Origin of the sequence: Deinococcus multiflagellatus, from assembly GCF_020166415.1 — a bacterium.
GTDB lineage: Bacteria > Deinococcota > Deinococci > Deinococcales > Deinococcaceae > Deinococcus > Deinococcus multiflagellatus.
The window spans coordinates 85,049-108,926 of sequence record NZ_JAIQXV010000002.1 but is presented as its reverse complement, the minus strand read 5'-3'; the positions used below and the strand labels follow the sequence as shown (position 1 = coordinate 108,926).

The following is a 23,878-nucleotide window of genomic DNA, read 5'->3' as shown; positions in this document are numbered from 1 at the left end:
CCTACAAGCGCCGCCTCAGATAGTCGGCCAGCAGCCGGTAGCTGCGCGTTTTGCCTTCAATATCGGCGGTGCCGTGCCCCTGGTCCGCGAATTCGATGTACTCGAAATCCTGGCCCTCCTGCTTCCCGGTGGCCAGCAGGGCATCCCGGAAACCGCGTGCCTGATTGACCGGGCAGCGGGGGTCGTTGGCGCCGTGCATCATGAAGAGGTGGGCCTTCAGGGCGTGCGCGTGGGTCACCGCGCTGCGGTCGCGCCACAGTTCGGCGTCCTCGACCGGGTCACCCATCATGGTGCGGAAGTAATAGCCCAGTTGCGGCATGTCGCGGCTGTTGTCGGCGTGCAGCTGGTGCAGGTCGGTGATGCCCACGATGGGCACACTGACCTTGAACAGGTCCGGGTATTTCACCGGCGCCAGGTACGAGAGGTAGCCGCCGTAGCTGACCCCAAAGAGCCCAATGCGCGCGGGGTCCACGTGGGGCAGCCCCCGCAGATACTGCGCCCCCGCCGCAATGTCGGCCAGGTCGCGCCCGCCCCAGTCTTTCAGGTTGGCGTCGCGCCACGCCACGCCGTAGCCGGTGCTGCCGCGCACGTTGGGGCACAGGACGGTGTAACCCAGGCTGGCCAGATACTGGACTTCGGCGTCGAAGGCCCGGAAGAACTGCGCCGTGGGGCCGCCGTGGGCGCAGATGAGCGCGGGGTGGCGCCCCTGCGGGCTCAGGCCCTGGGGCGTGTAGAGGATGGCAGGCACCTCCAGCCCATCCGTGGTGGGGTAATGAATGTACTGCCCGGGCGTGAAGTGCGCGGGGTCCAGGGTGCCGTGCCCGGCCGCCATCAGCACCTCAAAGGTATCGGTCTCCAGGTCGTACAGCAGGGTGTCGGGGCGGGTGGTCGTCGTGGTGTGGCGCAGCAGCAGCGCCCGACCCCCCAGGGCAAACTGGCCGCCCACCGTCAGGCCGGGCGGCAGGTGCAAGGTGCGCGCCTCTCCACCCGCCGTGGCGTACAGCACGGGCAGCGCGGCGCTGTGTTCGCTGCGGGTGACCAGTAACCACTGGCCGTCCGGCGAGAAATGCCCAGGCGTTTCCTCGGTCTGACCATCGGCCGGGGTCAGCCACCTCACCTCACCGCTGCCCAGCGTCAGAATGCCGGCGCGGCTGTGGCCGTCGGCGTCGCTGCTCACGGCCAGCTGCTCACCCTGTGGGTGCCAGTGCCCGGCGCTGTCGCGGCTGCCCTCGCGTACCTGCCACACCCGTCGTGGGCTGGCCGCACCCTCGTCCAGCACATAGGCGTCCAGGTTCCGCAGGTTGGGGCTCTCGTTGGTGTTCAGGCTGATCCGGGTGCCGTCCGGGCTGTAGGCCACGGCCTGCGTGGTGTTGGGGAGCTGGGTCAGGGGGGTCCAGGCGGCCTCGCCCTCTGCCCGCAGGTCATAGCGCCACACGTTCAGCTGCCCACCCCGCGTGGAGTTGACCAGCAGGTGCGCGCCGTTCGGGTGCGCCTGAACGGGGTAGTCCATGCTGCCCGGCGCGTGGAACAGCGGGCGGACGGCGCCGCCCGCCAGAGGGAGCTCAAACAGGGCGGTGCGCTCATCGCCGCCCTCGTCACGGGCAAAAAACAGGCGGGCGCTGTCGGCGCCCCAGACCGGCACAGTGCGTGGTGTGCGCGGCAGCTCGCCGTTGGTGTGCTGGCGCTGCTCGCGGGTGCCCAGGTGCAGGGTATACAGCTCGAAGCGGCCCGTCCAGTCGGCGTAAAAGGCCACCTGCTCGCCGTCAGGGGACACGACCAGGCCAAGGATGGTGGGCAGGGCGGCAAGTTCCTCCAGCGGCAGGGGGGTGGGCATGAAGCAGTGTGGCATGGACGAAAACGCAGCGCTGCCCCGAATCAACGCGCTACCCTGAACCCCATGACACAACCGGAGACCTGGACGGCCCTCACGCGCCACTGGCAGGACCTGGCGGACCTGGGCGGCATAGGCGCCCTGCTGGGCTGGGACCGCAGCACCTACCTGCCGCCCCGCGCGGCGGCGGGCCGCGCCCGGCAGAGCGCGCTGCTTTCGGGCCTGCGCCACGAACGCGCCACCAGCGCCGCCTATGGCCGCCTGCTGGACGAAGCAGAGGGGCTGGGCGACCTGAGCCCGGCCCAGACCCGCATGCTGGCCGTGGCGCGGCGCAACTTTGACCGGGCCACGCGGCTGCCGGGCGCCTTCGTGCAGACCTTCTCGGGCCATGCGGGCGAAACCTACTCCACCTGGACCCAGGCCCGGCCCGCCAACGATTTTGCGCGCGTGGCCCCGCTGCTCGAAAAAACGCTGGACCTCAGCCAGCAGATGGCCTCGTACTTCCCGGAATTCGCCACGCCGATGGACTACTTCATTGACGCCGCCGATGAGGGCATGGCCGCCGCACAGGTGGACGAGGTGTTTACCGCCCTGCGCCAGGCCCTGGTGCCGATGGTGGACGAGGCCGCGCAGGCCCAGGTGCGCACCGACTTCCTGGCCCGCCACTACCCCGTGCCCACCCAGCTGGCGCTGGGCGAGGCCATTGCGCGCGATTACGGCTACGACACGGCCGCCGGGCGCCAGGACCTGACCGCCCACCCCTTCATGACCCGCCTGGGCGCCCACGACGTGCGCATCACCACCCGGGTGCGCGAGGACGACCCCACCGACGCCCTGTATTCCACCCTGCACGAGGCCGGGCACGCCATGTACGAGCAGGGCGTGGCCGAGGAATTCCTGGATACGCCGCTGGGCGGCGGCGTGAGCGCGGGCGTGCATGAAAGCCAGTCGCGGCTGTGGGAAAACCTCGTGGGCCGCTCGCGCGCCTTCTGGGCGGGGCAGTTTGGCCGCTTTCAGGATGCCTTCCCCGAGCAACTGGCGGACGTGACTGAAGACGAGATGTTCCGCGCCGTGAACGTGGTGCGCCGCAGCCTGATCCGCACCGACGCCGACGAGCTGACCTACAACCTGCATGTGATCATCCGCTACGAACTGGAGCGCGAACTGCTGGCCGGGCGCCTCGCGGTGCGCGACCTGCCCGACGCATGGCACGCGGCCTACGAAACCAACCTGGGCCTGCGGGCCCCCAGCGATGTGGACGGCGTGCTGCAAGACGTGCACTGGTACGGCGGCGGCATCGGTGGGGCCTTTCAGGGCTACACGATTGGCAACGTGCTGAGCGCGCAGTTCTACGCGGCGGCCGGGCAGGCCACCCCGGGCCTGGACACGGATATTGCGCGCGGCGATTTCTCGCGCCTGCACGCCTGGCTGCGCGAGCATGTGTACGCCCCGGGCCGCCGCTATGCCCCGGGCGAACTGGTGGAGCGCGTGACCGGCCAGCCCATGACGGTGGAACCCTACCTCGCCTACCTGCGCCAGAAGTACGCCGCTCTAGGCGCGTGAAGGCGGCGGCCCCGCTGGTGGGCGAGCTGCCCGGCTGCCCGCCCGGCACCCTCTTTGAGGGGCGGCGGGCACTGAGCGAGGCGGGCGTGCACCGCCCCCTGCAAGCGGGGATCGCAGGCACGGCCCTGGGCGGCGCGGTGTCGGTGGTGCTGTCTGGCGGCTACGAGGACGACCAGGACAGCGGCCACCAGATTCTGTACACCGGCGAGGGCGGGCGCGACCCCCGGACCGGGGCCCAGACCGCCCACCAGCTGCTGACCCGTGGCAACCTCGCCCTGGCGCGCAGCCACCTGCTGGGTCAGCCGGTGCGGGTGGTGCGGCGCGTGGCCGGGGCCACCTACCGCTACGACGGCCTGTTTCTGGTCACGGCCTTCTGGCATGAGGTGGGGCGGTCGGGCTACCGCATCTGGCGCTTTCTGCTGGAGAGTGAGGCGACCCTGGAAAGCGAGGGGCCGACAGCGGCCACGGCGGCCCCTGACCGGCACGCCACCACCCGCCTGCGCCGCCTGAGCCGTCACGCCGCCCAGGTCAAGGCATGGCACGACCACACCTGCCAGCTGTGCGGCCTGCGCCTCTCCACGCCCGCCGGCCCCTACGCCGAGGCGGCGCACATCCGGCCCCTGGGCCAGCCCCACGGGGGCGAGGAGCCTGGGCCGCTGGCTTAAGCCGGATTCCCGGGAATTTTTCGGAAGCCGTATCATACGGAACTCAGGTGAGCCGAAGGCGAGCCTGAGCGGAGCGAACACGAGAAAATACGGGACTACGGCGATGGAAAAGCACCCCTGCGCTCTTTCCAATATGCTTTGGAATCAGAGGAGTCCCGTATCAGCCCCACAGGACAGGGCCGCGCTCAGAGGGGAAACACCTCGGCGCGGCCCTTTCAACAAGAGGAAAAAGGAGTGCGGGCACTTCGGCCCACCTGCGGGAGAGAGGCCCTCAGTGTGTGCGGCCGGCTCTGACAGAACTCTGAAGTCAGGCGCCGCACACCGGGCAGCGGGAAATCTTGAAGAACCGGGGGCGGGCCTTGTGGCTTACCGGCGGCCCACGCCGGGCGCCAGGGTGAGGGGGCTATCCAGCTTCAGCCACAGGAACTCGGTGGCGTCCTTCACGTCGGCGCCGCGCCCGCCCGTGCCGGGGTAGTTGTTGTCGTTGGCGACCAGAATGGTGTTTGCGTCCAGCACCAGCAGGTTTTCAATGGTCACGTAGGGGAACGTGAACACGCCGCCCTGGGTGCTGGGGGCCAGGCCCTGGGGGTCTTTCACGTTCATCAGGTCGGCCACCAGGGTCTTTTTCAGGGTGCCGTCGACGTTCTTCTCGTTCAGGCTGACCAGATACACGCGCTTGCTCTTGGCCGCCGCGCCGCTGGCGTTGTCGCGCTCCAGCACCAGGGCCTGCGAAGCGTTCACCGGGGTCAGGTCGCCGATGGCGTGGGCGGCGTCATCCAGGGCGTAGCGGCCGGCCAGGGTCCACGTCTTGCCCGCCAGATCGTAGGCGTGCAGGCGCAGCTGGCCGGGCCGGTCGCCGGTCACGGTTTTTTCCAGCAGGGCGTACAACGTCTTGCCGTCCGGGCTCAGGCTCAGACCCTCGAAGCCGCCGCTGGCACCCACGTTGGCCGCCGCACTGCTGCCGCCCAGGGCAAAGGCCGGGTTCTGGGGGCTGCGTACCTCGGGGGCGGTGTACTGGCCCACCACGCGGGCGCCGGTGGCAGGGAAATCCGTGAAAAAGCCGTCCACGCCGGCCAGCAGGGCCTGACGCATCTCGGCTTCGGGGTCGCCCGCGTAGCCGGGCAGCAGGTACGTGGCCTCGTTGCGGAAGGTCCAGGGGTGCACCAGCAGGCCCGCCGCGTGGGCGCGGGTCACGAAATCGGTGGTCTGCCCCTTGTCGGTGATGATCCAGCGCTTGTAGGCCCCCACGCCACTGGCGTAGCTGGCAATGTCTTTCAGGCCGGCGTCGGTGGTCAGGGCGTCATACTTGCGGGGGTCGCCCTTCGCCGCCCAGTCGTAGGGCGCCTCGTCGGGGCTGCTGACCAGCTGCACCAGGGGCAGGTTCACCCCAGCCTTCGGCATGATGTCGGTTTTCAGGGCCTTCAGGTTGGCGGTCTCGAAGGACTGGATGAACACGCGCGCCGGGTCGGTAAAGCCTTCTTTTTTCAGCGTGTCAATCAGCAGCTGCGAGGTGTTCACGCCCATCTGCTGAAAGTAGGTGGGGTGCTTGGTCTCGGGGTAGATGCCGATCTTGCGCCCGGTTTTCGCTTCCACGTCCCTCACCAGCGCAATCACTTCGGCCAGGGTGGGAATCTGAAACTGGCCGTCGTAGGCCTTGCCGCGCAGCGCGGGCAGGCGCTCCACGGCGCGCAGGGTTTTCAGTTCAGCCAGCGTAAAGTCCTCGGCAAAGTAGCCGCGCACCTCCACACCGTCCACCTTCTTGGTGGTCAGGCGCGAGGCGAATTCAGGGCGCGACGCCACATCGGCAGTGGCTTCCAGCACCTTGCCGCTGGCGTCCACCACGGCAATCACGGGTTCGTGGCGGGCAATCAGCACGCCGTCTTTGGTCACCACCAGGTCGGGCTCTACGAAATCCGCGCCCGCTTCAATCGCCACCCGGTAGGCTTCCAGGGTGTGCTCCGGGCGGGTGCCGCTGCTGCCCCGGTGCCCGATCACGATGGGCGCCTGACCGCGTAGGGTGGGCAGGCCCGGCAGGTTGGGCGTGGCGATGGGGGCGTCCAGCAGCCGGCCGTCCGCGCTGAAGTGCAGCAGGTAGGGCCCGAATTCGTCGCCCACCCACAGCGTGCCGTCGGGGGCCAGCACAAAGCCTTCCACGTCAAAGTCCGCGCCAGTCAGCAGCCGCTCGGGGCTGGCCTCGTTCACGATCACCCAGGGCACCTTGCGATCGGGGTCGCGCAGGCTGACAAAGGCGCCCACCTCCACCTTGTCCTGGCCGGTGGGGGCCGTTTTGGCGTTCAGGTTCAGGGTGTACAGGCGCAGCAGGTAGTCGGCGCTGTTGGCCTTGCTGCCAAACCCGTTGTCGCTGAGGAACAGGTAGCCCCCGTTCTTGCCGAACTGCACCCCCGAAAACCCCTGTACCGGCTGCGACGAAAAGCGCGCCTGACCGCGCAGCCCCGCGCCGCTGTAGGCCCCACTGGCGGGCCCGGCCGCGAAGGTGTCGGCGGGCAGGTGTGCGTACCCCACCAGCGTGGCGGCGTGAACAGATGAAGCGAGGCTCAGCAGGGCCGTGACACCAATCAGGAGTGTTCTCACACGCTGTACGGTGCCGGGCGTTCGTCAGGCTGGGGTGCGCCCCGCGTCAGGGGCCGGTCAACCGCGCGCCCAGCAGGGCGGCGGGGTCGTCCCCGATCAGGCCGTCCACGCCCAGGGCGCTCAGCCGCTTGACCTCGGCAGGGTCATTCACCGTCCAGGCGTGCACCCGCCAGCCCTGCGCGCGGGCCAGGGCCAGCAGGCGCGCGTCCACCGTGCCCACCTCCGGGTGCAGGGCCGCGCTGCCGGTCCAGCGCATTCCGGCCCGCAGTAGGGGCGGCGGATACGCGCGGTGCACCAGCAACCCACGCTCGATCTGTGGGGCCAAGTCCCGGGCGGCCCGCAGCAGCGTGGGCAGAAAGGAACTCACGATCACCCGCCGTGTCAGGCCGTGGGCGGTGACCGCGCGCAGGGTGCCCGCCACCCGGTCGTCGGGCCAGGGGCCCTCAAACTTCAGTTCCACGTTCACGAACGCGCCCGTGTCGGCGGCCCAGGCCAGCGCGGCTGGCAGGGTGGGCACCTGCGGCGGCAGCTCGGCGGCTGTAAGCGCCGCCAGCCGCCGCCCACCGGGGAGCGCCGCGTCGTGGTGCACCGCCAGCGTGCCGTCTGCCAATCGCCGCACGTCCAGTTCCACGCCGTCCAGCCCGGCCGCCAGCGCCGCCTGAAAACTGGCCAGCGTGTTCTCTGGCGCCAACCCCGGCGCGCCCCGGTGGCCCAGCAGGAGGGGGGTCATGGGGCAAGGGTAGCGCAGGGGGCGGCGGGGGCGCCGCCGTCGAGAGGTCTAAGGGTCCAGGCGTCGAGAAACCCTGTGCCTCCCTCGACGGCTCGACCCCTAGACTTCTCGACCCCTCCCTCACCCCCTTAGACCCTTTGACTCTTCGACCCTTAGCCCCCTTGACCTTCCCCCAGGGGCAGGGCCCACCCTGGGCTCACCTCCGGAGGCCCCCCTATGCCCACCCCTGCCCTGCCCCTCATGACCATCGGCGCGTTTGCCGGCGCCAGTCGCCTGAGCCCCAAGGCCCTGCGGCTGTACGACGAACTGGGCCTGCTGCGGCCCGCGCAGGTGGACCCCCAGAGTGGCTACCGCCGCTACACGCCCGCCCAGCTGGCCGACGCCCGCCTGATTGGCCGGCTGCGTCAGGCCGACATGCCCCTGCCCGCCATCGGGGCGCTGCTGGCCCTGCCGGCGGGCGAGCGCCCGGCCGCCCTGCGCCTGCACCTCGCCGCGCTGGACGCCGAACACCGCCAGCGGCGCGACCTCACCCGCCACCTCATTCAGCACCTCGAAGGAGAAACGCCCATGTCCCTCCCCACCCCCCAGACCCGCACTGTGCCCGCCCAGAACGTCGCCACCCTGACCCGGCAGGTGTACGTGGACGGCCTGTCCGCCGCCATCTCGCAGGGCATGACCACCCTGCTGCAGACCCTGCGCGACCAGGGCGCGCAACCCGCCGCCGCGCCGTTCGTGATCTACCACGGCGAGGTGAACGCCGACAGCGACGGGCCCATCGAGATCTGTGTGCCCTACAGCGGGGCGCTGCACCCGGCCGGCGAGGTGGGGCTGCGCGTGGAACCGGCCCACGCCGAGGCCTTTGTCACGCTGACCAAGGACCAGTTCGAGTTCCCCGCCATCCTGGCGGCCTACGACGTGACCTGCGCCGCTGCCCAGGCCCAGGGGACATGCGGCGACCTCAGCCCCCGCGAGGTGTATCCCCACGACTGGGACGCGGCGGGCGCGGGCGACCCGGCCGGCGAGGTGGCGTGGCCCTACCATCCCCACCCATAGCCCCCGCCTTCTCCCCTACCCTGGGGTCATGAGCTACGCCGACCACCTGGGCATGACCGTGCAGGAGGCTTTACCTGAATTGACCCGCGTCTCCCTGACGGTTGGAGACGCGGGTCTGAACCGGCGCGGCAGCGCGCACAACGGCGTGGTGTTTGGCCTGGCCGAGGAGGCCCTGTTTATCATCAGCAACCTGGGGGCGCAGGCGGTGGCCATTGATACCCACATGACCTTTGTGCGCCAGGCCCGCGCGGGCGACGCCCTGGTGGCGCTGGCCACCCCGGAGCGCGTGGGCCGCACCCTGGGCATCTACCGCGTAGAGGTGCGCCGCGAGGCCGACTGGGAACTGATGGCCCTGTTCCAGGGCACGGTCAGCCGCAAGGAGAAGGTGTAGGCCGGTAAAACTGGGCTGGGCGCCCTTCGTCATCCCGCCACACATCCCACCCATTCTTCGGACCGCCAGAAATGTCCAGGGCCGGCACACTTGGGCTGGTGTAGGGCACATCGCTCAGGAACCGAAGGTATGTGGCATCTACTTCCTCCAGTTGCCCAGAAGCCTTCTGCACTTCACGCCGTTTCTTGAGGGCTCGGGCCTGCGCAGGATCTGAGCAGACGCGATTCAGTGCAGTGCTCCCTGCCATCAGTGTCCATGTCCCTTGAGAAGGATCATAGAGAGCAGTGGCGTGGGCGCCTTTGACCCGGTAATGGAACCGGATGGGCGCCTGAAAGACTTCTGTTGTGCTGTCCGTCAGCGTTGCGGTGAGGGTCGTTGGTGATGTGGCATGCCGCGAGTGACCCAGCAATACATCTCGTTCAGCTTCAGTCATGCGGTTCATCTCGACGGCTGCTTGGGCCGCTAGATCAAACGAGGGAATCTGGAACTGCTCCTGAATATCTTCAATGACAGCCGTCTTTTGACGCCGAATGCGGGCTTCATTCAACCGGCGTTCCTGCCGCGCCCGCACGTTGCCTACAGCCTGAGCAAAAGCGTCTACCTTCCAAACGGCCGGATCAAACAACGCGGCGAAATCATCCGCAAACGTATCGCCTTCCTGCCCCAGCTCCAGTTTCAGAACCTCGTGCTCCTGAAAGGTGCCCCCGGGGTTATGCGTGCGGTCCAGAATGACCCACACCCGGCCGTTGGTGAGCACTGCCCAGGGTGTGCCCTCGCTGGCCGCATAGGTCACCACCTGCTGATAGTCCCGGGGGCTCAGCGCGACATTCATGCCCTTAAGTTCCAGGGCAAACTTGCCAGTGCCCAGGCGAATCAAGAAATCGGATCGGTTACCACTGCTGTTGGTCTCCTCGGGAACCACTTCAGCCGGATTCCAGATATCGAAACCGGCCGCATGCAGAAGGCGCAGCACAATGGCTTGTCGCACCACGGCTTCACCCGGAGCGGGGGTATGCGCCAGCCAAACCTGTACGGCCTGTACCGCCTCACGAACACGCATCTGCACAGCGGACATGTGGTCAACAGTGTATCAGTGGCACTCAGCCCTCAAAACAGCGGAGGAGGACTTAACGTCCCCCCCCCTTTAAAAAAGCTGACTATCAGTAATCCACGTTGTAGGCGGCGGTGTCGCTGGTCCAGTCCTGCTGGGGAATAGGTCTCTCCACGGGGTTCACCACGATGCTCAGGGCCTGGGCAAAGCCGGGGGTCGTGGTGGGCTTCACGGTGGCAAAGTCCTGCCCCGCAGCGTACGAGCTGAGTTCGTTCAGGTTCAGCGGCCGGCGGCTGGCGACCACCAGCACGCGGTTCAGGCCCTCGGGGCCCGCCACGTCAAAGGTAAAACGGTCGCGGCTGCTGGGGAACGCGCGGGTCTGCCCGGCGCGCAGGTAGGTGTTGCCCGAGAAGCGGTTGGGCAGAATCTGATCCACGGTGCCGTCGGGGTTGATGTTGAACAGGTACACGTAGGCGTTCTCGTTCACCGTGGCGTATAGCGTGATGCGGTCGCCCACGCGGTAGTTCGGCACCGCGTTGCCGCTGCGGTCGCGGTCCACCCACACCCGGGCCTGCAGGGTGGTGGGCACCGGGTTGACGATGATGCTCTGGGCGCTGAGTTGTGGGGCGGCGCTGGCGGGGGCACTGAAGGCACCAAGCAGGGAGGCAGTGAAGGCGATCAGCAGGGCAGGCTTTTTCATGATGGACTCCCGTGGGCACAGCGCACCCTGCGGCCTGGGGTCAGGCCGTGCAGCGGAACTCTGTGCCTCTGTCACCAAGGTAGGCCGCGCTGCCTGACGGGCGGTGAAGGCCAGCTGACGGAACATGAGCTTCGTCACGTTTGGTCTCATGAGCCGGGCCATACAGCAGAAACGACCCCTGCTGAGCGCGGGGGCCGTACGTTCTGGCAGGGATACTAGGACTCGAACCTAGACAAACAGATCCAAAATCTGTTGTGCTGCCATTACACCATATCCCTATGGAAGTGCCGTTTCTCGGCGGGCCCGAGTATAGCTTTGCCCCCCGGGGCGGGTCAAGCGAGGGGAGCCGCCGCGCCCTCCACCACCGTCAGGCCGGCAAACTTCAGGAGCAGCCGCTTCTGGCCCACGCCGGGGAAGTACACCAGCACCTCGCGGCGTTCGCCCTGGTGAAAGCCCTGCATAAAGACCCCAGTGCCGAATTTGGCGTGCTGTAGCCGCAGCGGCTCGGTGGTGCTCACGGCGCGCTGCAACTCACGGCTGGGAATGCCCAGGCGGGCGCTGACCTCGGGCAGGGACAGGCCGTGCAGGTCCAGCAGTTCGCGCGCCTGCAGCGGCCAGCTGGGCGGCAGGGCGATCTCGTCGGGCAGGGGGGCCGCGTCGGGGAGAGCGGCGGGGGCGGGCACAGCCTCTGGCACCCGGATGCCGGGCAGGCTTTCCAGAAAGAGCCGGGTGGCGTGCTTGTCGGTGGGGCGGCGCTCGCCGCTGGGCAGGGTGGGCGCAAAGCAGCGGCCTACCGCAATGCACTCGTAGCAGCCGTGCGCGTTCTGGCAGCACCCCTTGGCCACCAGACTCAGGGCGCGGTCCAGCAGGTCGTCCATCTGCTCAAAGGCCCGCCGCGCCACGCCCAGGCCGCCCAGCCAGTCGTCGTATAGAAAAAAGTAGGTGTCGCGGCCCTCGCGGAAGGCGCTGGCGAGGTCGTTCTCGTCGCAGGCAATGCGCTCGGGGGTCACCTTGTGCAGCAGGTGCTTGAGGGTATGGGCCACCGCCGTGGGCCGCTCGGTGGCGCGCGGGTCCACGCCGATTTCCAGGGCGCTGGTGCGAAAGGGCGGCAGTTCAGTAGGCTGCTCGTACAGGTGCTCACTGAGCTTGTGGTCCTGCATGCGGTCCTGAATGCGGCCCCCGCAGCGCGCGCAACTGCGCTCGGTGGGGCCGGGCTCGCGGTCACAGCCCACGCACACGCGCTCGAACACCTGCCGCAGCATCTGGTAGCCCGCATACCGCCGCCGAATACTGACCTCGCCGCAGCGGTAGGCCAGCGGACCCTTGCGGACCCATTCGCCCATCCCCACCGGGGTGACCAGGGTGGCGTGCAGCCCCCGGGTAAAAAGGTTGGCGGCGTCGTACTTTTCCACCACAATCGCGGTGCCCGCCGGGTGCTCGTCCCAGCGCAGCACCTTGTAGCCCTGGCCGTCCAGGGTGAACACCGCGCCCTCGTGCTTCTCGGTCAGCGCGTAGTGCTGGCTGGGGCTTTCCAGCGGCGCGTCCAGGGCTTTGGGGCCCAGCCGGTCCCAGTCGGCGGCCTCCACCACCGCGTATTTCAGGCTGCCCTCGCCGCGCAGGTTCCAGTAGCGCGGGGCGGCGCGGACCTCGTGGGGCAGGTCCAGCCCCGCCAGCCGAAATTCCTCGTTGGCGCGGGCCTGGTGGCGGGGTGAGAGGTAGGGGTTCTGCGCCTCCACCACCGCCTTTTCAATGGGCCCGGTCAGCAGTTCCAGAAAATTGCCCGCGTTGCTGTAAAAGGCGTCGGCCGGCAGCGGCACCCCCTGTTCGTTCAGGGCGGGCAGGTACAGCACCAGCCCCGGCGCAATGCGTCCGGCGCGGCCCGCCATCTGGCGAAAGGCCATGCGGCTGCCCGGGTAGCCGTCAATAATCACCACTTCCAGGTCGCCGATGTCCACCCCGGCTTCCAGCGCATTGGTGGCAAACATCACCCCGCTGCGGGCGCGGCGAAATTCTGAGAGGCGGCCTTCGCGGTCGCTGGTGCCCGCCATATACAGGTGGGCGCGGCGGGCGTACCCCGGCTGGGCGCGGTAGGTGGAATACAGGCGCGCAGCGCGCGAGCGGCCCCGGAAAAAGGCCAGTACCTTCAGGTCGTGGCGCTCTGACGCGTCCATCACCGCGTTCCAGAAGCGCCGGGGTTGCCCTCGGTGGTCGGCCAGCACGTAACGTTTGCCGTGGCGGGCCGCGCCGGACTCGCTGACTTCCGTGGCGTCCACGCCGGTCAGTTCGCGGGCAAACTCGGCCGGGTTGCCAATGGTGGCGGTGCTCAGGACCACCTGGGGGTTCGCCCCCAGCGCGCGGGCCAGGGCCAGCAGGCGCCGCAGCATCCCCGCCACCTCGGAGCCAAAGCCGCCCCGGTAGGTGTGGGCCTCGTCCAGCACCAGAAACGACAGCCCCTTCAGAAAAGCGCGCATGCCGGGCTGGGTCAGCGACCAGTGCAGCTTGTCGGGCGTGGCGGTGACCATGCGCACGCCCGGCCGGAACACCTCGCCGCTCTGGGCCGAGCCCTGGAAGGCCGCCACCTCCCAGAGAAACCCGCCGCGTTCCTTAAAGGCCAGCAACTTATCGCGCTGGTCCTGGCCCAGGGCCACCAGGGGGTAGACAAACAGCGCCGTTGAGCGCGGGTCGCGTTCCAGCCGGTCAAAGACGCCGGGGAAAAAGGCGCCAGTCTTGCCGCTGGCGGTGGGCGTGGTGATGATCACATGGTCGCCGCCCCGCATCAGGCGGTAGGTCTGGGCCTGGTGGGCGTAGACCTCCGGGAACCCAAAGCCGCGCGCCACCGCGTCACTCCAGCCCAGCTCGGCCACCGGCACGGTGCGGGCGGGTTGCGCCTCTTCCTCGTGCAGCCGGGTGGCGCCGCTGCCCAGGGTGTCGCGCAGAAAGCCGTCCAGGCGGGCGAAGGGGGAGCGGGCGGGGAGCACGGGGTTCAGTGTAGAGGGGGGGCAGTGGCGGGGAGGGGGGATTGGGTCACGGTGTGGGGGCTGGGGGGGGTTCTGGGATTTGGGGGGCTGTTTGGGTGATGACGTTTGCCTGCGTTTGCCCCACTCCCCCAGCCCCCCTACCCCGGAGGGGCAGGGGGGAGCAGACGTTAGCACTGGGCAAGAGTTTTTACTGAAGTTGACGGAGTTGCTCTATCCGTTAACGTGTCCGGCTTCGACGCCATCCTCCGCCCCATCGCAATGGCCCGCGCGCTGCGCGCACGACGGCCTCGTCTGGACCTGGGCAGTGGAGGGGCAGGCTGCCTTGGTGCGAGCCAGAAGGTTCTACTTTCAAAAGCAGCAGAAGCCATAGCCGCTTTTGCCTTTCAAAAGTAGAACCTCGCGTTTTCAGCGTCCCCACCCTTCACCTCTACGGGGTGAGCAACGGAAGCCGTCGTGCGCGCAGCGCGCGGGCGTGAGGCGATGGGCGGAGAAAGGCGACGGCGTACACAGCGGGACGAAGGAAGGCCGCCCCACACCGTCAGTCGACGTTTGCCGAGCGCAGCGGAAAACTCCCCCCTGCCCCTCCGGGGTAGGGGGGCTGGGGGGGTGGGGCAAGCCCGCAAACGAACTCGCCCAAAAATCTCCTTCCTACCCCCGCATCACAAAATGCTCAATGATCGCGTGATGGTCCTCAAAAAACTGCTCCGGCTGCCCCAGCGCCTCACTCAGCGGCACCCAGAGCGCCTCACTCGCGTCACTCCCCCCCGACAGGCGCGGCAACTGCCCAATCCCCAGATCAAAGTGGAAGGCATGCGTCACCGTCCGCCCCCGCAGACTGCGGTCCGGGTAGTCAAAGACCGCCTGCGCCCGCAGCGCCGCCCCCAGGTCAATGCCGGGGCCCAGGCCGGTTTCCTCGTGCACCTCGCGCACGCAGCAGGCCAGCAGGGTTTCATCCTGTTCCAGAAAGCCCCCGGGCATCGCCAGCCGTCCCCTTCCCGGCAGCCCGCCCCGGCGCACGAGCAGCACATGGCCGCTTTTCACGATCACGGCGTCGGTGGTCACAAAAATCGGCGGGTACGGCGCGTCCTGCCACGCGGCGCGGTACTGCTTCAGGTAGGCGTATTCAGCCTGTAATTCGCGGAACTCTGGCGCAGCGCGGAAGCGGTCCAGAAAAGCGTGCACGGTGGGCGGCACCATGCCCTGCACGTCGGCCAGGCGATCTTCAAAGTAGGCCTTGCGCACGTCGGTGGCGCTCAGGGGGCTCACCACGTGGGTGGGAATGAACTCCCAGGCCGGAAAGGAGCGCAGGTAATAGCTGCTCTCGTCCTTGATATGCCCAATCAGGGCCACGTCCGTGCTGCCCCGGGTGTGGGCATGCACGCCAGTTTGCACCTCGGAGAGCCACAGGGCTTCGTTGTAAAAGTAGTCGCGCACCTGCACGAACAGCACCCGGGTGCGGGGAATGCCGGCGCCCTGCAGCATCGCCGCAATCAGCTCTTGGCGCTCGTCGGCGGTGAAGGGGTTTTTGATGTTGCGGGCCGCCCGCGCGCTGCCAATCACCACAATCAGCTTCTGCACGCTCTCCAGGGCTTCAAGCATCACCAGCAGGTGCGCCTGGTGCGGCGGCTCAAAGCGGCCAATGTACACGCCGAAGGTGCGCTTGCGCCGCGCGGGCAGGGGGGTCGCCATAATCCTCATGGTATGCACCCTCCTTCATGAGCCGCGTGAGCTCTTGACCCATTCTAAAGTTGCTCACATTTGCCGACCCGGCGTCGTACTGTAAGGCATGACGAAAAAACTTCTGTCGGCGGCCTTCCTGCTTTCTGCTCTGTCTGGCGCTGCCCTGGCCGGCGGCGCCGGGGCGCCCACGGCCTCGCAGGTGCAGCCCGCCACACCGGCCGCCATGGCCGCCGCCCTGCGCGACGCCGGCTATAAGGTGACCCTGAAGCCCGCCGACCCTGACAGCGACCCCAGCATGACGGTCATGGCCGGCGACTACGAGGTCACCGTGTGGCTCAGTGGCTGCAAGGCCAACACCTGCAGCCGCGCCACCGCCAGCCTGTCGTGGGACTACAGCGACGACGAGGACAGCCTGGACACCGAACTGGTGAACGACTGGAACAGCAACTACTACACCCAGGCGTACATCTACGAAGGCGCCTACTACCTGGACTCCACCATGCCCATCGCCGGGGGCTACACCAAGGCCGCCGTGAAGGCCTGGATGGCGGAATACCTGGGAGACGCCGCTGACTTCGAGATGGAACTGCCCTAAGCCCGGCCCCGCGCCCCTTGCCCCCCGTCCCTGGCGACGGGGGGTTTGCCTGTGTCCCCGCGCCAAGATGAAGAAAGTCGCCGCGTCAGGTCAAGGGCGGCTTCTGGGGCCTCAGACCCGCCGCGCGGGCCGGGCGACACACACTACAGGTCCAATGGCAGACCTGAAGAATATGGGCCAGGAGGTGGCCTCTGAAGTCAAACGTGGCGCGCGGCGGGGGGCGCAGGCCGTCACCGGGCACGCCGCGCCGGGCCTGGACCTCCTGGCCCGGGTGGGCTACGCCAGTAAGGGCGTGGTGTACAGCGCCGTTGGCCTGCTGGCCCTGGGCGTGGCGCTGGGCCAGGGCGGGGCCACCACCGACATGCAGGGCGCCCTGCTGCGGCTGCAGGACATTCCTGGCGGCAGCCTGCTGCTGTGGGTGCTGGCCGCCGGCCTGCTGGGCTACGCCACGTGGCAGCTGATCCGCGCGCTGCTGGACCCTGAACACCAGGGCACGGGCCCCAAGGGCCTGGGCAAACGCGCCGGCTACCTGCTCAGCGGCGTGGCGAACACCGGCCTGGCCCTCTTCTCGGCGCGGCTGGCGCTGCTGGGCACGGCCACCCGCCAGCAGAACAGCGAGGACCGCGCCGCCGCTGCCGTGCTGAACCTGCCCGCCGGCCGCCTGCTGCTGACCGCCATAGGGCTGTTCCTGCTGGGTGTGGCGGCCTACCAGCTGTACGTGGCCTACGGCGCCAAGTTCATGAAACGCATGGCCTTTCACGACATCAGCGAGCGCCTGCGCGGCGTGCTGGTCAAGATTGGGCAGATGGGCATTACGGCGCGCGGGCTGCTGATGCTGGTGATTGGCAGCTTTGCCCTGCTGGCCGCGTGGCGGGGCCGCGCCCGCGAGGCCGTGGGCGTGTCCGAGGCGCTGACGTGGCTGCGCGACCAGCCGGCTGGCAACGTGCTGCTGGGCGCCGTGGCCCTGGGCACACTGTGCTACGGCCTGTGGTGCGGGGTGCAGGCCCTGTACCGCCGCATCCGGGTGGAAGACGCCGCCTGAGTGCGGAACGCCGCGTCCTCCCGTGGGTTGAGATCCACTGACGCTGGGGGAAACAGGGGCCGGATCTGTAGATACCGTCTGGGCACCCACCTTCCAAAGTTGCTGGCCCCGTCTGGCCGCGCTGGGCAGGGCCAGTGCCCCTCGCCGCAGGGCGTGGCACAATCCCCGCATGACCGCTGCCCCGCCGCCCTCCAGCCGCCGTCAGGTCGCCCTGATCGCCCATGACAAGAAGAAACTGGAACTGGCCCTCTTTACCCTGGCCCACCGCGAAGTGCTGGGCCGCTTTCATCTGGTGGCCACCGGCACCACGGGCGGCCTGCTGGAAAAACAGACGGGCCTGACCATCGAGCGGGTGCTCTCTGGACCGCTGGGCGGCGACCAGCAGATCGGCGCACGGCTGGCCCAGGACGAGGTGCTGGCCGTGTTCTTCTTCCGTGATCCCCTGACCGCCCAGCCCCACGAACCCGATGTCACGGCCCTGGTACGCCTGTGCGATGTCCATGACGTGCCCCTGGCGACCAACCCCGCCAGTGCCGAGGCCCTGCTGGGCTGGCTGCGCACCCAGCCCGCCGCTTTGGGCCGCGACGAAAGCTAGGCCCCCGGGGTGGGGCGGCCTGCCGCCGTGACCGCTGCAGGGGTCTGTTCAACGGCAGCACGCCCGCTGGCCCCACGGCCTTTGCGCCCCCGGCGGCAAACGGGCGCGGCCCGTGGCTTATATTGGTCTCATGCGCGCTTCCGCGACGCCCTCGCTCACGTCGGGCCTGCTGACCGATGTGGGCCGTCAGCGGCAGGGCGGGGTCAATCAGGATGCCGCGCTGGCGCTGGACCTGCCGCACGGGGGCCTGTACGCGGTGGCCGACGGCATGGGCGGCCACGCGGCCGGAGAACTGGCGGCCAACCTCGCCCTGGACGCGCTGAGCCAGGCCTACCTGGACAGCCGGGGCACCCCGCCCGTGCGGCTGGCCAATGCGGTGCAGGCCGCGAATATGGCGGTGCTGCGCCACGCGGTCGGCGAGTACGTGGGCATGGGCACCACGCTGCTCGCCGCCCTGGTGGACCGGGGCGCGGCGCTGCTGGCCCATGTGGGCGACTCGCGCGCCTACCTGCTGCGCGGCGGCGAACTGCACCGCCTCACCGACGACCACTCCTGGGTGGCCGAGCAGGTGCGCCAGGGCCTCATGACCGAGGACGAGGCGCGTGACCACCAGTGGCGCAGCGTGGTCAGCAACGCGCTGGGCGGCGAGGAGCGGGTGCGGCTGGAACTCTTTGGCCTGGCGGTGCAGGCCGGCGACCGCCTGCTGCTGTGCACCGATGGCCTGAGCGGCGTGGTGACCGATCAGGTCCTGCTGGGCCTGCTCTCGCGGCCCCTGTCGCCGGAGGCCACGGCCCGGCTGCTGGTCAATGCCGCCAACGACGAGGGCGGGCCCGACAACATCACGGCCCTGATTGTGGATATCCAGCGCGCCGGACGCCTGCCCGGTTACACACTGCCCCACCGCCGCGAAGACGGGCCGGTTTACGTGGACGCCCTGCTCAGCGCCCAGCGCGGCAACAGCCTCGCCACGTACCTGCTGCTGATGGTGGCGTATTTCACGCTGCTGGGCATCATGCTGGCGCCCGAAAGCCGGGTGCCCATCGGGCTATCGGGCACCGTGCTGCTGCTGGCCATTATGGTGGGCCAGCGTGCGGTGGGGCGCCCCCCGCCGACCCTGGGCGCTCCCAGCGCCGCCCTGCCCGCCCAGGCGCGGGTGGCCGAACTGCCGGTGCGCGAGTCGCGGCCCTAGGGTAGGGGCGCGCCTGCAAACCACGGCCCGGTATGCTCGGGGCATGAAAGAGATTGTGCAGACGGACAGTGCCCCCGCGGCCATCGGGCCCTACAGCCAGGCCGTGACCTTCGGCAACCTCGTGGTGACCAGCGGCCAGATTCCGCTGACCCCGAGTGGCGAACTGGTCGAGGGCGGCATCACCGAACAGACCGAACAGGTGATCGCCAACCTCAGGGCCGTGCTGACCGCTGCGGGCACCGATCTGGACCGGGTGGTGAAAACGACCGTGTTCCTGGCCGACATGAACGAGTTTGCCGCCATGAACGCGGTCTACGAGGCGCATTTCCGCGCGCCCTACCCCGCCCGCAGCACCGTGCAGGTGGCGAGGCTCCCGCGCGACGTGCGGGTGGAAATTGAGGTCCTGGCCGAGCGCCACTGAGCTTCGGGGCAATGCTGTGGGGGCTGGCGCACACCGCGACCAGCCCCCGCTTGTTGGTAAAGGGAACGGGCCCCTGGCCGCCCAAACCCCCACTTCCCACGCCCCTTTGTGCCTCGCGTCTCGACGGCCCCGGGCTGGCCGTGACATCCTGCAGCGAATGGTTGTCCTGCCCATCCGCTTTGAGCGCAGTCCCCGTCTCCACGCCATGCTGAGCGAGGAGGCGCACCCTGTGGGCACGCGCGTGGTGGTGCAGGGCAAGCGCGGCCCGGAGGTGGCCACCGTGCGCGGCGAACCCCGCGAGCCGCTCGCCCAGGAACGCTACGGCGCCGTGCTGCGCGCCGCCACCCCCGAGGACCTGAGCCGCTGGGAAGACCTGCACCGCGCGGGCGAGGACCTGAAATGGTTGCTGCGCGCCCGCGCCCGACAGCGCAGCCTGCCGGTGAAGGTGGTGGCCGCAGAATTCACGCTGGACGAGAGCCTCGTGACGGTCAGCTACAGCGCCGACGAGCGCATTGAACTGAGCAGCCTGATTGGCGAGGTACGCGCCCACACCCGCGCCCGCGTGAACTTTGCGGCGGTGGGCCCGCGCGAGCAGGCGCAGATGATCGGCACGCTGGGGGCCTGCGGGCGCGAGAACTGTTCGTCCACGCACCTGCAGGACTTCGCGCCGGTCAGCATTCGCATGGCGCGCGACCAGCAGTTGCCGCTGAACCCGGAAAAGCTCTCGGGGCCCTGCGGGCGCCTGCTGTGCTGCCTGCAGTTTGAGCACACCCAGTACCTTGAACTCCTCAAGGACCTGCCGCGCAAGAACGCCAAGGTCTGCCACGAGGGCTCGGGGGCCTGCGGCAAGGTGACCAAGCTGCATCCCCTCAGCGGCACGGTGGACGTGGCGACCGATCAGGGCCTGCTGCAGAACGTGCCCGCCGCCGACCTGCGCCGCATGACCGACGCCGAGGTGCGCGCGCTGCCTGAAGGCGGGCGGCCCCAGGGGCGGCCCGGCAAGGGGCCCCGCCCAGCCCCCAGCGAGTAAGGGGGACAGCCCAGGGCGCAGCGGCCTGCTGCCCGTCCCTGACCCCGCGTCCGCTGGGCCCGAACAGGAACGCGGCGGCAGTCTCCGGTGCGGGGCCGGCCCACGTGGGGCGCGCAGTACACTCGCGGGCATGAGCCCTGTGCCTTCCCAGTCCACCGCCGACCAGACGCTGACGGTGCCCGCACCTGCGGCCGAGTGGGCCCACTACGCGCCCCGCTTTCAGGCGCTGCAGGCCCAAGCCCTGCAGGCTGGGGAGGTGCCCGCCTGGCTGGCGGCCTGGAGCACCCTCAGCAGCGAAGTGCAGGCCGTGGGCGCCAAGCTCTCGACGTTTGCCGACCTGCACACCGATCAGCCGGACGCCCAGGCCCGCTACCAGACCTTTGTGGCCGAGGCTCTGCCGCAGTGGGCGCGCGCCGAGCAGGCCCTCAAAGAAAAGCTGCTGGCGGTGCCGGACTACGAGCCCGCCCCCAATTTCGCCTTGGCCCTGCGCCGCATGCGGGACGCCGCCGCCCTGTTCCGCGAGGCCAACGTGGACCTGGAGGTCACCCACGAAGCCCAGAAGCAGGAATACGCGGTGATCACCGGCAATCAGACGGTGCAACTGGGCGGCGAGACACTGACCATTCCCCAGATCAAGCAGCGCCTGGACGACCCCAGTCGCCCCGCGCGCGAGGCCGCGTGGCACGCCCTGACCGCCAGCAACGCCGAGGTGGCCCCGCAACTGGACGACGTGATGGCGCGCCTGATCGCCACCCGCTGGCAGCTGGCGCGCAACGCCGACGAGGCGAACTACCGCGACCTGCGCTGGAAGGAACTGGACCGGGTGGACTACACCCCCGCCGACTGCCGCGCCTTCCACGAGGCGGTGCAGACTGAGGTGGTGCCGCTGCTCTCGCGCATGACGGCCGAGATCGCCGCGCAACTGGGCCTGGGCGCCCTGCGCCCCTGGGACTACAACCGCAACAACCTGCTGGACCCCCAGGCCCGCGCGCCGCTGACCCCGTTCCAGGGGGGCGCCGAACTGGAAACTCTGGCCCAGACGGCCTTTGGCGGCCTGGATTCCGGGCTGGCGGCCCGCTTTGCCCAGATGCGCGCCGGGGGCCTGCTGGACCTGGAATCGCGCCCAGGCAAGATGAGCCACGCCTACTGCTCGTACTTTCCGACCACCAACGAACCCTTTGTGCTGATGAATGTGGTGGGCACTGCCGAGGACGTGCGGGTGCTGTTCCATGAGGTGGGGCACGCTTTCCACGGCTTTTACAGCGGCGAGGCCCAGCCGCTGGTGTGGAACCGCTGGAGCCCCATTGAGTTCGTGGAGATTCCCAGTATGGCGATGGAATTCCTGACCCTGGACCACCTGGGGCATGTGTTCTCGCCGGACGAATTGGCGCGCTACCGCGAAAAGCAGCTGCAGGGCGTGGTGGCCTTCCTGCCCTGGGCCGCGCAGATGGACGCTTTCCAGCACTGGCTGTACGCCGAGGCCCCCGACACCGTGACGGTTGCCGACCTGGACGCCAAATGGCTGGAACTGGACCGCACCTTCCACCCCTTCGTGAACTGGGACGGCCTGGACGAGCGCCTGCGCGCCAAGGGCTGGCAGTACTACCACATCTTCCAGGTGCCCTTTTATTACATCGAATACGCCATGTGCTATCTGGCGGCCGTGGGGGTCTGGCGCGGCGCTCAGCAGGACCCCACCGGCGCCCTGGAGCGTTACAAGGCCAGCCTGCGCCTGGGCAACACCGTGCCCGTCCCGGAGCTCTACCGCGCCGCCGGCACCGAATTCCGCTTTGACCGCGACCACATCCGCAGCCTGATGACCTTCCTCACCGAACAGCTCCAGGCCTAACGCCACACGAACAGGGCCCCCGGAACGTTCCAGGGGCCCTGCTGTTCAACCATCAACCATTACCCTTCGACCATCGCCTCAGTAGCGGTACGTCGTCGTTTCGCTCACGTTCACGCGCACGGTGCGGTTGGCGCCCCGGTCCACGGTCAGGGTGACGGTGCTGGCGCCGCGCACCAGGGTGCCGCTGTAGCCGGTGCCGGTGGTGCGGCTCTGCTGCAGCGCGTAGCCGTCGGCCTGCAGTTCACGCACCTTCTGGTCGTAGGCGCTGCGGGCGGGGTCCTGCAGCTGGGTGCCCGCAATGGCGCCCAGCAGGTTGCCGATAAAGTCCAGCACGCCGTTGCCGGTGTTCACGGGCGCCGGGGCCACACTCAGGGGCTGGGCAAATTCCACGTTCAGGTTGGTGGTCGTGCCCGCACGCACGGTCACGGTGGAGCTGAAGTCAGCGAAACCGGGGGCCTGCACCCGCACGGGGTAGGTGCCGGGGCGCAGGTTGCTGTAGGTCACGTTGGCGCCGCCCAGGCGCTGGCCGTTGAGGATCACGGTGGCGCCCGCCACGTTGGTGCCCACGAACAGGCTGCCGGTGCTCACCGGGGTCTGCGCGGCCACGGTGTAGAAGGCGGTGTCACTCACCCAGCTGTTCTGAGGCAGGGGGTTGACCACGATGCTCAGGGCCTGCGCCAGCCCGGTCTGCCCGCCCTGGGTGCTCACGGTGGCGAACTGGTCCTGGGCCGTGCGGAAGGAGCTGATCTGGTCGAGGTTCAGCGGGGTCAGGCTGGCCAGGGCCAGCACCTTGTTCTGGCCGACCGGGCCTTCCACCGAGTAGGTGAAGTTGTCGCCGGGCGCCGGGAAGCTCTTGGTGGTGTTCGCCTTGACGAAGTTCTCGCCGCTCAGGCGGTTGGGCAGCACCTGGTCCACGGTGCCGTCGGGGTTCACGTTGAACAGGTAGACGTAGGCGTCGCGGTTGACCGTGGCGCTCACAGTGATGTTCTCGCCCACGCGGTAGGCCGGGTTGCTGTTGCCGCTGGGGTCCTTGTCCACGCGCACGCTCACGGACAGGTCGGGCTGGGTGGGGTTGACGATGATGCTCTGCGCACTGATCTTGGCCTGCGCGCCCGCCACGCTGAGGGTGGTAGCGGTGCCGAGGGCCAGCAGGGCGGTGACGGTCGAGTTCTTCTTCATGCCTGGCAGTGTGCCCGGCCCGCATGACGCCGTGCTGACGCCACCTGACGGGAACATTCACAGTTCAGCAGACGGTAAATGTGCTGGCCCCGGTGGCTGAGAATCCAGAGGACTTGGTCAAGTTCGGTGGGGGTTGAGGTGGGCACAGCAGCGCCCCTGATCCGGCCGACCCCTACGCTCGGCCGCCCCGGCTGTGCCCCTGGACCAGCGCGCGGGCGATGAGATGTGGGGCGCGCAGCGGTTCCGGCACCCGGCCGGTCACCGTGAAGGTGTGCAGGGCGGCCTCGGCCTGGGCCAGGGTCAGGCCCACGCGCTGCACGTACACGCCGCCGCAGGGTTCCATCGGCCCGGCGGCCTCGATCAGGCGCCACTTGCGCGCGCCGCCCGGCACCCGCGACAGCAGCGCCGCGCGAATCCGGTCCAGGTCCGGGGCCTTTCGGGCCACCACCAGCACGGGCAGACCCGTCGCCACATGCAGCCCCGGCAGATCCACCACGTTGAAGCCTGCCAGCGCAATGCCCTGCAGCAGCACCAGCTGCAGGTGTTCGGGCGACAGGGCCACCAGCCGCGCCAGTTCGGCGGTGCTGTTGCGCCCGTCGCGGCGCACGTGCCCGCGCACCACGGCGTGCAGGGTGGTGCGGGCGTACACGGCGCCAATCACCGGCACGTTGCCCCGGTGGGCGCGGTCAAACGGCGCGTCGTCAAAGCCGATGGCGTGGGCGAACACGCCGCGCAGTATGTCGC

The 23,878-nt window shown here is 69.0% G+C and carries 20 protein-coding genes and 1 tRNA gene; 11 read left to right on the top strand and 10 right to left on the bottom strand.

Translation table 11 applies throughout. The annotated features are described in order from the left end of the window. Position 1: 1 nt before the first annotated feature. Entirely contained in the window at positions 2 to 1,834 is a 1,833-nt protein-coding gene (locus K7W41_RS03505) for a S9 family peptidase (protein WP_224604775.1), read from the bottom strand. A gap of 63 nt (positions 1,835 to 1,897) precedes the next feature. Between K7W41_RS03505 and K7W41_RS03500 the strand changes: the two genes are divergently transcribed. Both K7W41_RS03500 and K7W41_RS03495 read left to right on the top strand, forming a co-directional pair. After that, complete coding sequence (locus K7W41_RS03500) at positions 1,898 to 3,394, top strand: carboxypeptidase M32 (RefSeq protein ID WP_224604773.1); 1,497 nt, start codon at positions 1,898 to 1,900, stop codon at positions 3,392 to 3,394. Continuing rightward, a complete protein-coding gene (locus tag K7W41_RS03495; protein ID WP_224604770.1) occupies positions 3,391 to 4,059 on the top strand; it encodes a YDG/SRA domain-containing protein in 669 nt (222 codons plus the stop codon). Before K7W41_RS03500 ends, K7W41_RS03495 begins: the two co-directional genes overlap by 4 nt. A 366-nt stretch (positions 4,060 to 4,425) precedes the next feature. Here the strand turns inward: K7W41_RS03495 and K7W41_RS03490 are convergent, their stop codons facing one another. Beyond that, positions 4,426 to 6,651 carry an esterase-like activity of phytase family protein gene (locus K7W41_RS03490; RefSeq protein ID WP_224604769.1) on the bottom strand — a complete coding sequence of 742 codons (2,226 nt, stop codon included), beginning with the start codon at positions 6,649 to 6,651 and terminating at the stop codon, positions 4,426 to 4,428. A gap of 46 nt (positions 6,652 to 6,697) precedes the next feature. Further along, complete coding sequence (locus K7W41_RS03485) at positions 6,698 to 7,381, bottom strand: glycerophosphodiester phosphodiesterase (RefSeq protein ID WP_224604768.1); 684 nt, start codon at positions 7,379 to 7,381, stop codon at positions 6,698 to 6,700. Positions 7,382 to 7,597: 216 nt separating this feature from the next. On the opposite strand from K7W41_RS03485, the gene K7W41_RS03480 reads away from it, so the two are divergent. Then, positions 7,598 to 8,434, top strand: a complete 837-nt coding sequence (locus tag K7W41_RS03480) for a MerR family transcriptional regulator (RefSeq protein WP_224604767.1) — start codon at positions 7,598 to 7,600, stop codon at positions 8,432 to 8,434. Positions 8,435 to 8,462: 28 nt separating this feature from the next. Beyond that, entirely contained in the window at positions 8,463 to 8,825 is a 363-nt protein-coding gene (locus K7W41_RS03475) for a hotdog fold thioesterase (protein WP_224604766.1), read from the top strand. On the opposite strand, the gene K7W41_RS03470 is transcribed toward K7W41_RS03475, so the two are convergent. The 5 genes from K7W41_RS03470 to K7W41_RS03450 all read right to left on the bottom strand — a co-directional run bounded on the left by K7W41_RS03470 (position 8,803) and on the right by K7W41_RS03450 (position 15,243). Further along, on the bottom strand, positions 8,803 to 9,900 hold the full coding sequence (locus K7W41_RS03470; RefSeq protein WP_224604765.1) for a DUF4357 domain-containing protein: 1,098 nt from the start codon (positions 9,898 to 9,900) through the stop codon (positions 8,803 to 8,805). The genes K7W41_RS03475 and K7W41_RS03470 overlap by 23 nt on opposite strands. Before the next feature lie 85 nt (positions 9,901 to 9,985). Then, positions 9,986 to 10,576: a DUF4384 domain-containing protein gene (locus K7W41_RS03465; protein ID WP_224604762.1), complete on the bottom strand. Its 591-nt coding sequence runs from the start codon at positions 10,574 to 10,576 to the stop codon at positions 9,986 to 9,988. Between the two features lie 204 nt (positions 10,577 to 10,780). Continuing rightward, a tRNA-Gln gene (locus K7W41_RS03460) sits at positions 10,781 to 10,854 on the bottom strand. A 54-nt stretch (positions 10,855 to 10,908) separates the two neighbouring features. Then, on the bottom strand, positions 10,909 to 13,554 hold the full coding sequence (locus tag K7W41_RS03455; protein WP_224604760.1) for a DEAD/DEAH box helicase: 2,646 nt from the start codon (positions 13,552 to 13,554) through the stop codon (positions 10,909 to 10,911). A 648-nt stretch (positions 13,555 to 14,202) separates the two neighbouring features. Further along, the gene (locus K7W41_RS03450; protein ID WP_224604759.1) at positions 14,203 to 15,243 is read right to left on the bottom strand and encodes a bifunctional nicotinamide-nucleotide adenylyltransferase/Nudix hydroxylase; all 1,041 of its coding nucleotides are present in this window, start codon (positions 15,241 to 15,243) and stop codon (positions 14,203 to 14,205) included. Between the two features lie 97 nt (positions 15,244 to 15,340). Here K7W41_RS03450 and K7W41_RS03445 point away from each other — a divergent pair, with 97 nt between their 5' ends. The 7 genes from K7W41_RS03445 (at position 15,341) to K7W41_RS03415 (ending at position 21,955) form a co-directional block, all read left to right on the top strand. Further along, entirely contained in the window at positions 15,341 to 15,829 is a 489-nt protein-coding gene (locus K7W41_RS03445) for a YbjN domain-containing protein (RefSeq protein WP_224604755.1), read from the top strand. A 154-nt stretch (positions 15,830 to 15,983) separates the two neighbouring features. Continuing rightward, positions 15,984 to 16,871, top strand: a complete 888-nt coding sequence (locus tag K7W41_RS03440) for a DUF1206 domain-containing protein (RefSeq protein WP_224604753.1) — start codon at positions 15,984 to 15,986, stop codon at positions 16,869 to 16,871. A 169-nt stretch (positions 16,872 to 17,040) separates the two neighbouring features. Continuing rightward, complete coding sequence (locus K7W41_RS03435) at positions 17,041 to 17,466, top strand: methylglyoxal synthase (protein WP_224604752.1); 426 nt, start codon at positions 17,041 to 17,043, stop codon at positions 17,464 to 17,466. A 130-nt stretch (positions 17,467 to 17,596) separates the two neighbouring features. Next, a complete protein-coding gene (locus K7W41_RS03430) occupies positions 17,597 to 18,655 on the top strand; it encodes a PP2C family protein-serine/threonine phosphatase (protein ID WP_224604751.1) in 1,059 nt (352 codons plus the stop codon). A gap of 43 nt (positions 18,656 to 18,698) precedes the next feature. After that, positions 18,699 to 19,076 carry a RidA family protein gene (locus tag K7W41_RS03425; protein WP_224604750.1) on the top strand — a complete coding sequence of 126 codons (378 nt, stop codon included), beginning with the start codon at positions 18,699 to 18,701 and terminating at the stop codon, positions 19,074 to 19,076. A gap of 157 nt (positions 19,077 to 19,233) precedes the next feature. Next, positions 19,234 to 20,106 carry a PSP1 domain-containing protein gene (locus K7W41_RS03420; protein WP_224604749.1) on the top strand — a complete coding sequence of 291 codons (873 nt, stop codon included), beginning with the start codon at positions 19,234 to 19,236 and terminating at the stop codon, positions 20,104 to 20,106. 130 nt (positions 20,107 to 20,236) lie between these two features. Continuing rightward, positions 20,237 to 21,955, top strand: a complete 1,719-nt coding sequence (locus K7W41_RS03415; protein WP_224604748.1) for a M3 family oligoendopeptidase — start codon at positions 20,237 to 20,239, stop codon at positions 21,953 to 21,955. Between the two features lie 78 nt (positions 21,956 to 22,033). Here K7W41_RS03415 and K7W41_RS03410 read toward each other — a convergent pair whose 3' ends face one another. Further along, positions 22,034 to 23,134 (bottom strand): DUF4384 domain-containing protein, encoded by a 1,101-nt coding sequence (locus tag K7W41_RS03410; protein WP_224604747.1) that lies wholly within the window; start codon positions 23,132 to 23,134, stop codon positions 22,034 to 22,036. A 172-nt stretch (positions 23,135 to 23,306) separates the two neighbouring features. Next, complete coding sequence (locus K7W41_RS03405) at positions 23,307 to 23,861, bottom strand: endonuclease dU (protein ID WP_224604745.1); 555 nt, start codon at positions 23,859 to 23,861, stop codon at positions 23,307 to 23,309. Positions 23,862 to 23,878 lie beyond the last annotated feature (17 nt).

What these genes read in the sequence shown, in the direction of transcription:
- K7W41_RS03410 (WP_224604747.1), bottom strand. Translation starts at nt 23,134, where the DNA reads ATGAAGAAGAACTCGACCGTCACCGCCCTGCTGGCCCTCGGCACCGCT.
- K7W41_RS03430 (WP_224604751.1), top strand. Translation starts at nt 17,597, where the DNA reads ATGCGCGCTTCCGCGACGCCCTCGCTCACGTCGGGCCTGCTGACCGAT.
- K7W41_RS03450 (WP_224604759.1), bottom strand. Translation starts at nt 15,243, where the DNA reads ATGGCGACCCCCCTGCCCGCGCGGCGCAAGCGCACCTTCGGCGTGTAC.
- K7W41_RS03435 (WP_224604752.1), top strand. Translation starts at nt 17,041, where the DNA reads ATGACCGCTGCCCCGCCGCCCTCCAGCCGCCGTCAGGTCGCCCTGATC.
- K7W41_RS03480 (WP_224604767.1), top strand. Translation starts at nt 7,598, where the DNA reads ATGCCCACCCCTGCCCTGCCCCTCATGACCATCGGCGCGTTTGCCGGC.
- K7W41_RS03425 (WP_224604750.1), top strand. Translation starts at nt 18,699, where the DNA reads ATGAAAGAGATTGTGCAGACGGACAGTGCCCCCGCGGCCATCGGGCCC.
- K7W41_RS03505 (WP_224604775.1), bottom strand. Translation starts at nt 1,834, where the DNA reads ATGCCCACCCCCCTGCCGCTGGAGGAACTTGCCGCCCTGCCCACCATC.
- K7W41_RS03485 (WP_224604768.1), bottom strand. Translation starts at nt 7,381, where the DNA reads ATGACCCCCCTCCTGCTGGGCCACCGGGGCGCGCCGGGGTTGGCGCCA.
- K7W41_RS03440 (WP_224604753.1), top strand. Translation starts at nt 15,984, where the DNA reads ATGGCAGACCTGAAGAATATGGGCCAGGAGGTGGCCTCTGAAGTCAAA.
- K7W41_RS03470 (WP_224604765.1), bottom strand. Translation starts at nt 9,900, where the DNA reads ATGTCCGCTGTGCAGATGCGTGTTCGTGAGGCGGTACAGGCCGTACAG.
- K7W41_RS03445 (WP_224604755.1), top strand. Translation starts at nt 15,341, where the DNA reads ATGACGAAAAAACTTCTGTCGGCGGCCTTCCTGCTTTCTGCTCTGTCT.
- K7W41_RS03465 (WP_224604762.1), bottom strand. Translation starts at nt 10,576, where the DNA reads ATGAAAAAGCCTGCCCTGCTGATCGCCTTCACTGCCTCCCTGCTTGGT.
- K7W41_RS03500 (WP_224604773.1), top strand. Translation starts at nt 1,898, where the DNA reads ATGACACAACCGGAGACCTGGACGGCCCTCACGCGCCACTGGCAGGAC.
- K7W41_RS03415 (WP_224604748.1), top strand. Translation starts at nt 20,237, where the DNA reads ATGAGCCCTGTGCCTTCCCAGTCCACCGCCGACCAGACGCTGACGGTG.
- K7W41_RS03475 (WP_224604766.1), top strand. Translation starts at nt 8,463, where the DNA reads ATGAGCTACGCCGACCACCTGGGCATGACCGTGCAGGAGGCTTTACCT.
- K7W41_RS03420 (WP_224604749.1), top strand. Translation starts at nt 19,234, where the DNA reads ATGGTTGTCCTGCCCATCCGCTTTGAGCGCAGTCCCCGTCTCCACGCC.